The following is a 12,892-nucleotide window of genomic DNA, read 5'->3' as shown; positions in this document are numbered from 1 at the left end:
AGCAGAGTGAGTGGAAACGTTGCGGAAGCCCATCAACAGTTTCCGGGAGATGACTGTTAAACGGCAGCCGCGTGGCAAGTTACCTTTGCGGCCGAAGTTGGGCTGCCATTGTCGTGGCCTGCGCTTGTTTTTTGTCATTTCCAAAGTTCGGGAGTCTGCAGGCTGCGTACATACGTAGACTCCTCAATACCCCATCTCTTCCCCCGCATGAGTTACCAAACCCTGACTGTAGTTGCGCTGACCCAGGAAACCGCCGATTCTATCACCATTCACTTGGAGCGGCCCGACCGCCAGCCCATTGCCAGCCGGCCGGGCCAATTTCTGACGCTGATTGTACCCTGCGGTGCCGGTGGTAAAAAAGAGCGCCGCGCCTACTCCCTGAGCAGCACGCCGCACGAGGCGCCGCGCCTGTCGGTCACGGTGAAGCGCGTACCGGGCGGCTTGGTCAGCAACTATTTGCTTGATACTGTGGAGGTGGGCCAGCAAATCGAAGTGATGGAGCCGCTGGGCAACTTCACCCTCAGCCCCAGCCCCAAAGCGGCCCGCTCGCTGGTGCTCATCGGGGCGGGCTCGGGCATCACGCCGCTCATGTCTATTCTGAAGGCGGTGGTGAACGCCGAGCCCAACAGCCACGTGCTGCTCATCTACGGCAACCGCAACGAAGAATCGGTGATTTTTCAGAAGCAGCTCGATGACCTGGAAGCCAGCACCAACGGCCGCGTGCAAGTGGAGCACGTGTACAGCCAGCCCCTGAAGCCCGGCGGCGCCCACCGCCACACCGGCCGGCTCAACCGCACCATGATACTGCGCATCCTGGAGCAGCGCCACCAGTTTCCGGCCGAGCAGGCCGAATACTTTATGTGTGGCCCCGAAGGCCTGATGGCCGAAGCCCGCGCCGCCCTCGACCTGCTCAACGTGCCCGAGGCCCGCATTCGCCGCGAAAGCTTTGTGGCCAGTGCCGATACCGCCGAAGCCGCGGCCGGCCAGCCCAACGGCCACGGCGACGTGTCCGACAACCCCGGCGACGACACCAAGAGCACTCGCTCCGTCACGATTCAGTACGAAGGCAGCGAGTACGTTATCGAGGTACCCGCTGGCAAAACCATCCTCGAAACCGCCCTCGACCAGGACATCGACCTGCCGTATTCCTGCCAGGCTGGCCTGTGCACGGCCTGCCGTGGCAAGTGCCTGAGCGGCAAGGTGCATTTGGATGAGCGCGAAGGCCTGTCCGATTCGGAGATGAAGCAGGGCTACGTGCTGACCTGCGTGGGCCACCCCATGACGGACGACGTTGTGATAGAAATCGGTTAATTCACAGGGGTTGATAAGCTCGCCCGGGCGGGCTGTTTTTAAGCCCGCGCCCCAACAGAAACGGGGAAATTCTCGTCCGGTGCGTTAATTGTTTCGTAAGTTAAAGGCTATGGCCTCGGCACTCACCGCCCGGGTTCATTCTACTTCCATTGTACCATGATGCTACTTGCTGAACCTACCGCCGCGTCGGCTACTGACACGAGCCGGCCGCCGCGCCAATACTTGCCCGAGGATTTCCTGGTAACCGACTGGGCCGCAATTGAGCCATTTTTCCAGGAGCTGCAGGACCGGCCGATACACACTCCGGCGGAGCTGGAGCGCTGGCTGCTCGACCGCTCGGAGCTGGAATCGGTGCTCAGCGAAGACCTGGCTTGGCGCTACATCCGCATGACCTGCGACACGCAGGACGCCACCCGGGCCGAAGCATTCCAGTATTTTGTGAACGAAGTGGAGCCGCAAGTGGCGCCCTTTGACCACGCCCTGAACGAGAAGATGCTGGCCTCGCCGCACCTGGCCGGGCTCGACGAGCGCCGCTACGGCGTGTTTCTGCGCTCGGTGCGCCGGGCGTCGGAAATTTACCGGGTCGAGAACATTCCGCTCAAAACCGAAATCAGCACCAAGCAGCAGCAGTACGCGGCCACGGTGGGCGCCATGAACGTGACGCTGGATGGCGAAGAACTCACGTTGCCCCAGGCCGCCGACCGCTTGAAAAGCCCCGACCGCGCCGTGCGCGAAACCGCCTGGCGCGCCATTCAGGCCCGCCGCGTGCAGGATGCCGAGCCCCTCGACAAGCTCTTTACCGAGCTGGTGGCCCTTCGCCACCAGGTAGCCCTGAACGCGGGTTTTGCCAACTTCCGGGACTATATGTTTGCCGCCCTCGGCCGGTTCGACTACACGCCGCAGGACTGTTTTGATTTCCACCGGGCCATCCGCGAGACGGTGGTGCCGCTCATCGACGACTTTGACCTCGAGCGGCGGCAGGACCTGAACCTGCCGGCGCTCCGGCCTTGGGACCTCGACGTGGACCCCAGCGGCCAGCCGCCGCTGCGCCCCTTCGGCACCGGCGAGGAGCTGCTGGAAAAAACCATCACAGTCTTCCAAAACCTTGATTCTTACCTCGGCGACTGCCTGCGCACCATGCGCCACATGGGCCACCTCGACCTGGAAAGCCGCAAGGGCAAGGCCCCTGGCGGTTACAACTACCCGCTGGACGAAACCGGTGTTCCCTTCATATTCATGAACGCCACCAGCTCCTTGCGCGACGTGGTGACCATGCTGCACGAAGGCGGCCATGCCGTGCACTCCTTCCTCACCCGCGGCCTGCCGCTGGGCGCCGACAAGCACCCGCCGTCTGAAGTAGCCGAGCTGGCCTCGATGAGTATGGAGCTGATGAGCATGGACCAGTGGCACGTGTTTTTCCCCGATGCCGAGGACCTGCGCCGGGCCAAGAAAACCCACCTCGAAAGCGTGCTCGAAACCTTCCCCTGGGTGGCCACCATCGACAAATTCCAGCACTGGATTTATGAAAACCCCGAGCACACCGAGACCGAGCGCCACAACCGCTGGGTGGAAGTGTTCGACGAGTTCAACCAGCGCACCGTGGATTGGACGGGCCTGGAAGACTTCAAGCCCTACCTCTGGCAGAAGCAGCTGCACCTCTACGAAGTGCCGTTCTACTACATAGAGTACGCCATGGCGCAGCTGGGGGCCATTGCCGTTTGGCGCAACTACCGCCAGAACCCGGCCGAAGGCCTGGCCGCATACAAGCGTGCCCTGGCCCTGGGCTACACCGCCCCCATCGGCCAGATTTACGCGGCCGCCGGCATTCGCTTCGATTTCAGCACCGATTACCTGCGCACCCTGGCCGACTTCGTGCGCGAGGAAATGGCAGCGCTGTAAGCAATATTTTTAGCCCGACAACAAGAAGGCCGGCAAATTTGCTGGCCTTCTTGTTGTCGGGCTAATTGGTAAAACGAGACTGCTGAAATCCAGCTCAATTACGAATTTCCGGTTGGGGGCGTAGTGGAGGGCGCGGTGGTGCCGCACTTGCCCTTGGGCTTGGGGTCGCAGTCTTTGCGGTGCTCGCAGGAACTGAGGGCAAGGCCGGCCAGCAGCAGTGCGGGCAGCAGCCGACGGTAAAGAGTAGCAGTGGGCATGGTGCTTGAGGTTATGTGATTGATTATTGAGTAGTTGATAATGAAAGATACGTAATAGTTGCATCTCGTTATTATTCAGCTCAATTTTTAAAATCGCTCATCCAAAATACCTAAACGCGGGCTCGCTAGCGCACAATGGTCTAGAAGCTATTGGAGTAAAACCTACAGTTAGCAGAACGGGTGTAGAGACGCGACACTTCGCGTCTCTTCGTTGAACGATACCCAAACGGCGCGCTCGCGAGGAGACGCGAAGTGTCGCGTCTCTACACCCGTCTTGTATCCTGATAATTAACGCAAACAGCTACTTAGTGCTGCAGCTCGAACAGCGGCAGCGGCTTCAGCTCCGCGTATTTGCCGCCCAGCGACTGCAACTCGGCCTGATGGAGCTTGAGGTAGTCGTTGTATTGGCGGGCGGCCTGGTCGTACTTCACCCGGTAGCCAATCACGCCGGCGTCGAGCTGCTGCAGGCCTTCCACGTAGTTGCGGGCGGCCTCGGTGGGGGCGGTGCCGTTGGGCGCGGCCACGGGCATCAGGGCCCGCATTAGGGAATCCTGAGCGGTGTCGTACTGGTCAATCAGGTCCGAACTGGCCATGGTTTGCTGGCTGTAGCGGCGGGTTTTGAGTTTGGCGTTGGCACTCTCTAGGCCTTTCAATTTGGCGGCGTCCATCCCAGGGCGGCCTTTTAGCTCGTGCAGCAGCATGCGCGTGACGCCAATGCGCTGGTCGTCGCTGGCCGTCATGGTGTTCCACTTCACATTCACGGAGTCGCGCAGCACGTCAAACTGCGACTTCACGGCAGCGGCTGAGGCGGGGTTGAGCACCACGGCTTCGGAGCTGGCCCGCTTGCACGAAGCCGCGCAGCCCGTGAGTATCAGGATGCAAAAAATTGCTGATTTCACAGGAGAAACTAGGGGAGTAGGCATTGCAAAAACAGAATGGGATAAACAGCCGGCTGGGCAAATCTACACCGGCTTAAATTGCTCAAACAGCTGGCGGCAGTCGTGGCAGTAATGCACGGCGCGGCACAGCGTAGCCCCAAACGGCGTACGCAGCTCGGTATTGTTGCCGTGGCAGTTGGGGCACTCCGCATACTCCAGAAAATCCAGGTCCAGCACCTGGTTGCCGAGCACCGGCGGAGGCGACAGCTTGTGCTGGCGCAGGGCCTGCCGGCCGGCCTCCGTGAGCATGTCCGAAGTCCAGGCCTCGCGCATGCTGATGTCGACTTCCACCGCGGGCACGCCGTGCGCCAGCAGCATGCGCTCCACGTCGCGCTTCATGTAGTCCATGGCCGGGCAGCCCGCAAACGTGGGCGTGAGGTGCACCGATACCTTGCCCGTGGCTTCGTCTACTTCTACGCCCCGCACCACGCCCAGGTCAATCAGTGAAATCGTCGGAATTTCCGGGTCTTTCACGGCTTGCAGCCAGTCGAGAATTTGGGCCTTATCGGGAATGGTAACTGGCATGAAATCAGGGTTTACCAATCGGCAGTGGGGTCCAGCCGAAACACCTCGGCCATTTCATCCAGCAGCGGCTGCAGGAACTCGGTGTGCTGACCGTGGCGCCCACCAAACACGGGCGTCAGGGTAGTTACTTCGGGCATTTCGAGCGCCGTTTGGGCCAGTACTTTGGTGATGCTTTCCAGCCAGCGGCTTTTCAGCTCATCCTCCCCAACAAACAGGCCGGAGCTAATAATTTCCGGCTCGGCATCCGTCTTTTCAAAAATGCCCAGGGCATAGGGCAGCGTAAAATTCAGCGAGTGTTGCATGCGCTCAATGGCCTCTTCCGTGGCGGTGCCCAGGCGTTTCATCCACGTGTTGGCGTGCAGGGCGTGGTACTTGAGCTCGCCGCGCAGCTTGCGGGCCACCTGGGCCAGCGGCTCGTAGCTGCTGCTGGCCAGCGCCTCAAACCGCAGCAACTCGGCGTGGTCGAACAGAAAATGGCGGGTGAGGCTGAAATCGTACTCGCCAATGGGCAACTCCACCAGCTGGCAGCAGTGAAATTGCGGCGCGTTGCGTGTGAAAGCCACCGTGTCGGGCTCGGCTTCGCCCAGCGCGTGCAGCATGGAATACATCTGCAGGCTGTGGCCGAGCTTGTCCTGGGCCATGCTCGAAAAAGCAATGTCTTCCTCCAGAATGGGGCCCAGACCATTCCATTCCGAGTTGCGATGGCCCAGAATAAGCTGGTCGTCGGCAAGGCGATACATCAGGTCGATTCTTGGGTCTTGGGAAGTCAGCGGCATAGAGATTAACTAATAAATCGGGGAGGAGAAGGAAGTTGGATGGGGCAACAAGCAGTTTTTGCGAGTTGCTTATGCTTCCGTCTGCCCAAGCCCTTCTTGCTTAAACTTTTCGATGCGGTCCTGCACCTTGTACGAAATGGCGTCGCGGTACTTTTTTTCCGGAGTGGTGGCCCAGATGTCGCGGTCCTCATCATCGGAACGCAGGAAGTCGGCGGAGCGCGCCACCCAGACGTTCACCACGGGGCGCTGCTCTCCAAATACCGCCTTCGCTACTTGCAGTGCGTCGGCTGGGGAACTGGCGCGCACCTTGCCCACGTGCTGGTGGGCCTTGCCGCGCTTCTTGAGGTGGAACACGTCGTAGTCTTCCTCGCCGGCGGCGTAGGCAGCTTCCTCTTCGGCGGTGTCGTCGATGGGGGGAGGGGTGGGCGCCTGGCTGGTGGGCAGCAGCGGCAGCGTGTCATACGCTGATTCTTGGTCGCCGACATAAGCCGTCACGGTGATGGCCGAGGTGGGAACTACCCACAGGCCAGTGCAGGCAAAACGCCGGCTGTACTGCTCCTTCGCAAACAGAAAGGCCACGTCGGCAGAGGGCGCGTGCACTGGCCCCACGTATACATACGGCGTGCCTTCCTTCTTCTGGTGAAACACCTCATAGGTGCCAAACTGGTCGAGGGCCTCTTTTGCAGCGGCCGTGGCTGGCGCATCGGGCAGCCCCAGCCGGTTCATGCGCGGGTCGAGGGAGTGTATCATTGTATTTGGGGTGTCATGCCATCTGTCATGCTGAGCCCGCGAAGCATCTTATCACCGATGAACGAATTGTTCGAACGAGATAAGATGCTTCGCGGGCTCAGCATGACAGCCGATTGATAATTAAGCCAGCGGCCGCACGTACTGCATTTTGGGCGTGAGCAGGGCGCGGCGCACCCAGGCGCCGTTTTCCTCGGCGGCGCGGCGCACGGCAATGCGCTCGGCGTTGCAGGGGCCGTCACCGTTAATCACGCGCTTGAAGTCTTCCCAGTCGGGCTCGGTGAATTCCCACTGGCCGGTTTCCTCGTTTTTGCGCAGGTTGGGGTCGGGCAGAGTCAGCCCAATTTCCCAGATTTTGGGCACGTACATGTCCAGGAATTGGTTACGGCATTCGTCGTTAGAGGCCATTTTCACCTTCCAGCGCATCAGGATTTCGGTGTGCACGCTCATCTTATCCGAGGGCCCGAAGAAGGTCATGATGGCGGGCCACCAGCGGTTGAGGGCCTCCTGTATCATCTTGCGCTGAATGGGTGTGCCGGTGGCCAGGTGCACCACAGCGTCGTGCCCGTACTTCAGGTGGAAGGCTTCTTCGGCGCAAATCCGGTCGAGGGCGCGGCAGTAGGGGCCGTAGCTGCCCTTGGCGTTGGCGAGTTGGTTTACGATGGCGCCGGCATCAATCAGCCAGGAAATAACGTTGGAGTCAGCCCAGGTCGGCGTGGGGTAGTTGAACACGTTGGAGTACTTGCTCTTGCCGTTAATCAGGTCTATGAGCATTTGCTCGCGCGTTTTGCCCAGTGTTTCGGCGGCCGAATACAGCAGCTGCGCGTGGCCCACTTCGTCCTGCACCTTGGCCATCTGGGCCATTTTGCGGCGGAAGCCGGGCGCCCGCGTAATCCAGGTGCCTTCGGGCAGCGAGCCGATGATTTCGGAGTGCGCGTGCTGCTCAATCATGCGGGTGAGCTGCTTGCGGTAGAGGGCCGGCATCCAGTCGCTTGGCTCAATTTTCTCGCCCCGCGCAATGCGGGCCTCAAACTCGGCCAGCAGGATGGGGTCTTCGTTTTCCAGGCCGGTGGTGGCGGTAGTTGGCTGGTCGTGGGTGCTGGCGGAACCGTACATTTTTAATGAATAATTAAGAATGAGGAAGGAAGAATTATGAGAACAGGAAAGAGAAGAAAATGAAGGGTGAAATCGAGAGTAATTCCTCACTCTTCATTCATAATTCCTCATTCCATTGAGCAACTGCTCGGCCAGGCGGTGGGCTATTTCATCGGGCGACAATTTCCCGTCGGGCCGGTACCAGGCCGGGAGCCAGTTGAGGCTGGCCAGCAGGGTAAGCGCCGCAAAAGCCGCATCGGGGGCATGCAGCTCGCCGGCGGCAATGCCCTGCTGAATCAGCCCACGGAAAGCGGCTTCGTACCGGTCGCGCAAGGCCAGGAATTCGGTGCGCGCGGGCTCGCTCAGGTGGCGCCACTCGTGCAAAAACACCGCCGAGGCTGCGCTGTCGCGGGTAAGCACCCGCACGTGGGCTTCGATGGCCAGCCGCAGCTGCGTCGCAATGGGCGCCGCCGAATCGAGAGTAGCTGCGGCGAAGCCAGCGAAGAATTCATCGGCCAGCCCAAAGCACACGCGGTGAAGGATTTCCTCCTTCGACTTGATGTGCGAATACAAGCTGCCCGCCTCCAGGCCCAGCTCCGTGGCCAGCTCGCGCATGCTGGTGGCCGCAAAGCCGCGCGCCCGGAACAGGGCCGTGGCAGTGCGGTCTATCTGGGCTTTGCGCGAACGAGTGGGAGCGGTAGTCGACATCTGCAATTACAAAGGTATACTTGCTAACGCTCGTTAGCAAACGAAAGTTGCGTTTATCGCGCTCTTTTACACTGCCCTGGAGGACTGAATGTCATTATATTGAGCTTAAATAATCTGTTGCTGGTAAGCAGGATTTAAGCTCGGCAATCATCCTTAACGCGTGTATCTTTGCCGATGCTGAGACCTTTTCACCACAACTTTTTATGAAAAAACATTACTATCTGCTTTCGGCCGCATTGCTGTTTTGCGGTGCTGCTCACGCACAACAGGGTACCGAGCTATTCTTTTCCGAATACGACGAAGGCGCCCACCAGACGGGCGTGAACTACGGCGGCGCTACCACTTCGACGGGCAGCGAGCGCGCCATCGAAATCTTCAACCCGACCAATAACGTGGTGAGCCTCAATCCTTATTCTATACGCCGGTACTCCAATGGGGGCACCTCCGTGGCCGAAGAGGAGCGCCTGTTGCGCAGTGATGCGTCGCAGCAGCCTGTGGGCGCAAACAGCATGAACGCCCACACCACGTTCGTGATTGCCAGCGGCGAAGCCACCCTGCCCGATATCCGCAATGCGGCCAACCAGTTCAGCGTAGGCCACTCGCCCGTGAGCGGCCCCACGGTAATCACCGGCGGCGGCACGGTGTACTTCAACGGCAACGATGCCATGGCCCTGGTGCGCTACCCCAGCGGCACCGCCGGCGTGGGCCCGGGCGTCATTGTTGACCTGATTGGCGTAATCGGGGAAGACCCCCTACTGCAATCGTGCAGCACCACCAGCAGCGGCAACTGGAGCGGCACCAATCCGCTCGACGGCACTGGCGCCAACGCTATTTACGTGTCGTCGGCCAACCAGTCGTTGGTTCGTCGTCCTACTGTTTCGGGCGGCGTGCGCTACAACCCGCAGTTTCAGAATACGGTGGGTTCCTGCCCGCCTGTGCGCCAGGCCGGCGGCTACAACATCGCCGATGAGTGGATGATGTACTCCACCGCTTTCAACGGCCCCATCATTGCGCCGGCTACTACGCCCAGCAGCAACCCCGGCGGCCAGTCGTATAAGCAGCTCGGCCAGCACATCGACTACACCGGTCCTTTTGGGGCTTACCAAGCCACCATTACCGGCACGCTGGCTAAGTTCGACGCCAACATCAGCGTGTACCCCAACCCGGCCCATGGCACCGCCACGGTCGAAATCAAGGACGCCAAGGTGGCCAGCGTAACGGTGATGAACAACCTGGGCCAGCGCATCAGCGCCCAGGCCAAAGGCCAGGGCCAGGAGAAACTTATCCTCGACATTTCGCGCCTGAAAGCCGGCCTGTACTTCGTGCAGGTTGTGAGCACCGACGGCCAGACCAAAATCTATAAGGAGCTGGTGGTGCAATAAGCACGCATCGGTTTCAATAGGAAAAGGAGGGAAGCAATTCCCTCCTTTTTTTGTGGGTGTACTTTTGTGGCCCCGCCGGGCGCTGCCCGGCGGCTTTGTTTTCCTGATTTCGAAGTTATGTCCGAACTGACGCCCCTCACCGCCATTGGCGAATTTGCCCTCATCCGCCGCTTACAGCAAGGCATTAGCACGAGCCAGCCCGGCACGGTGCTGGGCATCGGCGACGATGCGGCCATCATTGCGCCCACCCCGGGCACCGAGCTGGTGATGACCACCGACCTGTTGGTGGAGGGCATTCATTTTGATTTGGCGTTTTGCCCGTTGCGGCACCTGGGCTATAAGGCCATTGCGGTGAACGTATCCGACGTAGCCGCCATGAATGCCCTCCCCACGCAGCTGGTGGTGGGCGTGTCGGCGGGTCCGCGCTTCACCGTGGAAGCCATTGAGGAGCTGTACGCCGGCATGCGCCTGGCCTGCGAGGCCTACAACGTGGACCTGGTGGGCGGCGACACCACCGCCAGCCGGGGCGGCCTCACGCTGGCCGTGACGGCCCTGGGCGAAGCCCCCGTCGGCGATGTGGTGCGCCGCAGCGGCGGCAAGCCCACCGATTTGCTGTGCGTGAGCGGCGACCTGGGCGCGGCCTTTCTGGGCCTGCAGGTGCTGGAGCGCGAAAAGCAAGCCTTCCTGGCCGACCCGGAAACGCAGCCCGAGCTGGCCAACTACGAGTACGTGGTGCAGCGCCAGCTGCGGCCCGAAGCGCGGCTCGACATCATTCACGAGCTGCGCGAGCTAGGCGTGCGGCCCACCAGCATGATTGATATTTCCGACGGGCTGGCCTCGGAGGTGCTGCACCTGTGTGAGGCCAGCGGCACGGGCGCCCGCATCTTCACCGAGTTCCTGCCCATCGCCAACCCCACGCTGGAAGCCGCAGCCGAGTTCAACCTCGACCCCATTACCTGCGCCCTGAACGGAGGCGAGGACTACGAGCTGCTGTTCACGGTGCCCGTAACCGACCACGAAAAACTCAAAAACCACCCCGATATCACCATTATCGGGCACCTTACCGCGAAAGAAGACGGCGCCAACCTCGTAACCAAAGCCGGACAGGCTGTGCCGCTCCAGGCACAGGGTTGGACGAGTTTTTAGCCCAATTCATCGTGCAATCGCCAACTTGACGGTCTTTCGGCCGTTAAAACCGCCATTGGGAAAGCTCGAGTGGCACGCTAATTGTCTTCCTCCTCTCAAACGTGAGCATTTCCCCTTCCATTTAAAATCTCTGGTCATGAACAAGCTTCCCTATTTCTTCGCTCTGATTGTGCTGCTTAGCACCGTATTTGGCTCCCGTTCGGCCCAGGCTCAGTGGAGCCCGCAAGCCAAAGGCGCCGTTATTGGTGGCCTGGGTGGTGCCGCTGCTGGTGCCATTATCAACAAGCGCAACCGTGCTGTAGGTGGGGTGGTAGGCGGCGTGGCCGGCGGTGCCATCGGCTACGGTGTGGGCAAGCACATCGACAACAAGCGGAAAGAGCGGGCCCGCATCGCCGCTGTCAACCGCGCTGCGGCCATTCGCGAACAGGAATACCGCAACTCCTTGCGTCGCTCGGAGTCCCGCCGCGAAACGCTGGTGGCTTCCCGCACGCAGACCACCGCTGTACCGGTTAACAGCCTGACGGCTTCGACCGTGAGCATGACGCCCGCCATGCAGCTCAACGCACAGCCTACTGCTACGAGTGTTAACTACTTGCCCAACGATGCTTACGGCAACCCGTCGAACCCTTATTCGACCTCGGAGTACCGTCGTAAGAGCTGGTAATAGCCCAACTTATTTGATTTCTAAACCCCGGGCGTACATGCCTGGGGTTTAGCCATTATAGCCCGTTGTAGTGAGGGGTCATTGTGGCTGTTACATTTGCTTTTTCTTCACCAATTCCTCTTTCACTTTATGAAAGCCATCCTGTGTAGTTTGCTCCTGGCGGCAACGCTTACCTCTTGCACCAAAACGGACGAAGCGGTAAACATCCAAAGCCTGAACCAAGAATTTATCAGCGCTTGGAATAACAAGGACTCGGGCAAGATTACCGGTTTCCTGGCCGACGACGTGAGCTTCGTGCAGGGCAATGCCCGCTGGAAAGGCAAAGGGGAAGTCTCCCAGAAATGGGTAAGCGAAACCCTGCCCACCATCAGCGATTTGAAGACCAGCGTGGTGAGCTCATCCACCGATGTTAATACCGCCTACGAAGCCGGCACGTTCTCGGTAGACGTGCTGCCGGCCGGCCCCAACCAGCCCCATGGCTTTGGCGAAGGCAATTACATTTTCCTCTGGAAAAAAGGCCCTGATAAGACCTGGAAATTGAGCTACGCCCAGTTGGAAGACTTGCCGGTGCAGCGCCGGAATTAGAATCAGCCAACTGCCAAAAACGAAATTGGGCCACGATTGCATTAGTCGTGGCCCAATTTCGTTTTTGGCAACCCGGAAATATTAATCTTCCGGATACGGCACGAAAACGAAGTTCGTGAACTCCTCATCGAGCACGAAGAGGCAGCAGAATTCGTCGGGGTCTTTGTAGGTGGCTTGGAAGGCTTCGACGCCACCCACATCAATGATGCCTTGTTGCACGAACAACTCGAGGTAGCTGGCAAAAACGTGCCACTCCAGGTTCAGTTCGTCGGCATTCACGAGGAGGCCACCGAGGGGCACTTCCTGCTTGGCAAACACGAAAATGGGGTATTTGCTGAAGTCGCCCTTGCGAATCTGGGAAGAGGCTTCGAGCAGGGTGTCGGACACCACGACGAAGTCCTTGGTGATGGTGCCAAGGTATTTGCCGTTGAGTTCGGGGTCGTTGAAGTAGTCCATAAAGGTGGTTGAACTCGTTGTTTATCGTGTCATCCTGAGCGCAGCGAAGGACCTTATCAGGTTTGCGCCGCTGCAGCTTTCAAGTTTGTAAAAAAAGCAATTGCGGATTATCAATAGCAATCAATGTATCCTTCTTAGCCCGTGTCCAGCCTTTTAATTCTTTCTCACGCGATATAGCGGCGTTGATGTCGTTGTATTCTTCAAAATGCACCAAGTTATAGCAGAAGTAGCGGCCTGCGAAGGTCTGTGCAGTGCCCCGATTCGCAAAATGCTCTGCCATGCGCTCTGCAAGATTGTTGGTAACACCTATATAAAGGACCGACTTGCTTGGATTGGTGGTGATGTACACGTAATAAGGCATACGAACGGCTCTCCCTAGCGCGATAAGGTCCTTCGCTGCGCT

At 59.5% G+C, this 12,892-nt stretch carries 15 protein-coding genes; 6 read left to right on the top strand and 9 right to left on the bottom strand.

The genetic code is table 11. The features are described 5' to 3' along the window. Nucleotides 1-207 precede the first annotated feature (207 nt). Together LJ738_RS08440 and LJ738_RS08435 are read left to right on the top strand one after the other, a co-directional pair. Entirely contained in the window at nt 208-1,311 is a 1,104-nt protein-coding gene (locus LJ738_RS08440) for a ferredoxin--NADP reductase (protein ID WP_227785894.1), read from the top strand. A gap of 156 nt (nt 1,312-1,467) precedes the next feature. Beyond that, complete coding sequence (locus tag LJ738_RS08435; RefSeq protein ID WP_227785893.1) at nt 1,468-3,210, top strand: M3 family oligoendopeptidase; 1,743 nt, start codon at nt 1,468-1,470, stop codon at nt 3,208-3,210. Between the two features lie 98 nt (nt 3,211-3,308). Here the strand turns inward: LJ738_RS08435 and LJ738_RS08430 are convergent, their stop codons facing one another. From LJ738_RS08430 to LJ738_RS08400, 7 genes are all read right to left on the bottom strand, one after another. After that, complete coding sequence (locus LJ738_RS08430) at nt 3,309-3,467, bottom strand: hypothetical protein (RefSeq protein ID WP_227785892.1); 159 nt, start codon at nt 3,465-3,467, stop codon at nt 3,309-3,311. A gap of 305 nt (nt 3,468-3,772) precedes the next feature. Continuing rightward, nucleotides 3,773-4,366, bottom strand: coding sequence for a hypothetical protein (locus LJ738_RS08425; RefSeq protein ID WP_227785891.1), 594 nt, complete (start codon nt 4,364-4,366; stop codon nt 3,773-3,775). 63 nt (nt 4,367-4,429) lie between these two features. Further along, nucleotides 4,430-4,930, bottom strand: a complete 501-nt coding sequence (gene paaD / locus LJ738_RS08420) for a 1,2-phenylacetyl-CoA epoxidase subunit PaaD (protein ID WP_227785890.1) — start codon at nt 4,928-4,930, stop codon at nt 4,430-4,432. 11 nt (nt 4,931-4,941) lie between these two features. Beyond that, nucleotides 4,942-5,706: a 1,2-phenylacetyl-CoA epoxidase subunit PaaC gene (gene paaC, locus LJ738_RS08415; RefSeq protein WP_227785889.1), complete on the bottom strand. Its 765-nt coding sequence runs from the start codon at nt 5,704-5,706 to the stop codon at nt 4,942-4,944. A gap of 69 nt (nt 5,707-5,775) precedes the next feature. Next, nucleotides 5,776-6,456, bottom strand: a complete 681-nt coding sequence (locus LJ738_RS08410) for a phenylacetic acid degradation b (RefSeq protein WP_227785888.1) — start codon at nt 6,454-6,456, stop codon at nt 5,776-5,778. Nucleotides 6,457-6,576: 120 nt separating this feature from the next. Further along, nucleotides 6,577-7,569: a 1,2-phenylacetyl-CoA epoxidase subunit PaaA gene (gene paaA / locus LJ738_RS08405; protein WP_227785887.1), complete on the bottom strand. Its 993-nt coding sequence runs from the start codon at nt 7,567-7,569 to the stop codon at nt 6,577-6,579. A 93-nt stretch (nt 7,570-7,662) separates the two neighbouring features. After that, nucleotides 7,663-8,256: a TetR/AcrR family transcriptional regulator gene (locus LJ738_RS08400; protein WP_227785886.1), complete on the bottom strand. Its 594-nt coding sequence runs from the start codon at nt 8,254-8,256 to the stop codon at nt 7,663-7,665. Between the two features lie 203 nt (nt 8,257-8,459). On the opposite strand from LJ738_RS08400, the gene LJ738_RS08395 reads away from it, so the two are divergent. The 4 genes from LJ738_RS08395 to LJ738_RS08380 all read left to right on the top strand — a co-directional run bounded on the left by LJ738_RS08395 (nt 8,460) and on the right by LJ738_RS08380 (nt 12,033). Then, the gene (locus LJ738_RS08395; RefSeq protein WP_227785885.1) at nt 8,460-9,638 is read left to right on the top strand and encodes a T9SS type A sorting domain-containing protein; all 1,179 of its coding nucleotides are present in this window, start codon (nt 8,460-8,462) and stop codon (nt 9,636-9,638) included. A gap of 117 nt (nt 9,639-9,755) precedes the next feature. Next, on the top strand, nt 9,756-10,784 hold the full coding sequence (thiL, locus tag LJ738_RS08390; protein WP_227785884.1) for a thiamine-phosphate kinase: 1,029 nt from the start codon (nt 9,756-9,758) through the stop codon (nt 10,782-10,784). Between the two features lie 136 nt (nt 10,785-10,920). Then, on the top strand, nt 10,921-11,448 hold the full coding sequence (locus LJ738_RS08385) for a YMGG-like glycine zipper-containing protein (RefSeq protein WP_227785883.1): 528 nt from the start codon (nt 10,921-10,923) through the stop codon (nt 11,446-11,448). Between the two features lie 129 nt (nt 11,449-11,577). Then, nucleotides 11,578-12,033, top strand: a complete 456-nt coding sequence (locus tag LJ738_RS08380; RefSeq protein WP_068196315.1) for a YybH family protein — start codon at nt 11,578-11,580, stop codon at nt 12,031-12,033. A gap of 81 nt (nt 12,034-12,114) precedes the next feature. Here LJ738_RS08380 and LJ738_RS08375 read toward each other — a convergent pair whose 3' ends face one another. Then, a complete protein-coding gene (locus LJ738_RS08375) occupies nt 12,115-12,489 on the bottom strand; it encodes a hypothetical protein (RefSeq protein ID WP_227785882.1) in 375 nt (124 codons plus the stop codon). Between the two features lie 79 nt (nt 12,490-12,568). Next, on the bottom strand, nt 12,569-12,838 hold the full coding sequence (locus LJ738_RS08370; protein WP_317206791.1) for a GIY-YIG nuclease family protein: 270 nt from the start codon (nt 12,836-12,838) through the stop codon (nt 12,569-12,571). Nucleotides 12,839-12,892 lie beyond the last annotated feature (54 nt).

The sequence above is a fragment of the Hymenobacter plasmatis genome (genome assembly GCF_020711255.1).
Taxonomy (GTDB): domain Bacteria; phylum Bacteroidota; class Bacteroidia; order Cytophagales; family Hymenobacteraceae; genus Hymenobacter.
This window is presented reverse-complemented; position numbering and strand designations above follow the sequence as displayed.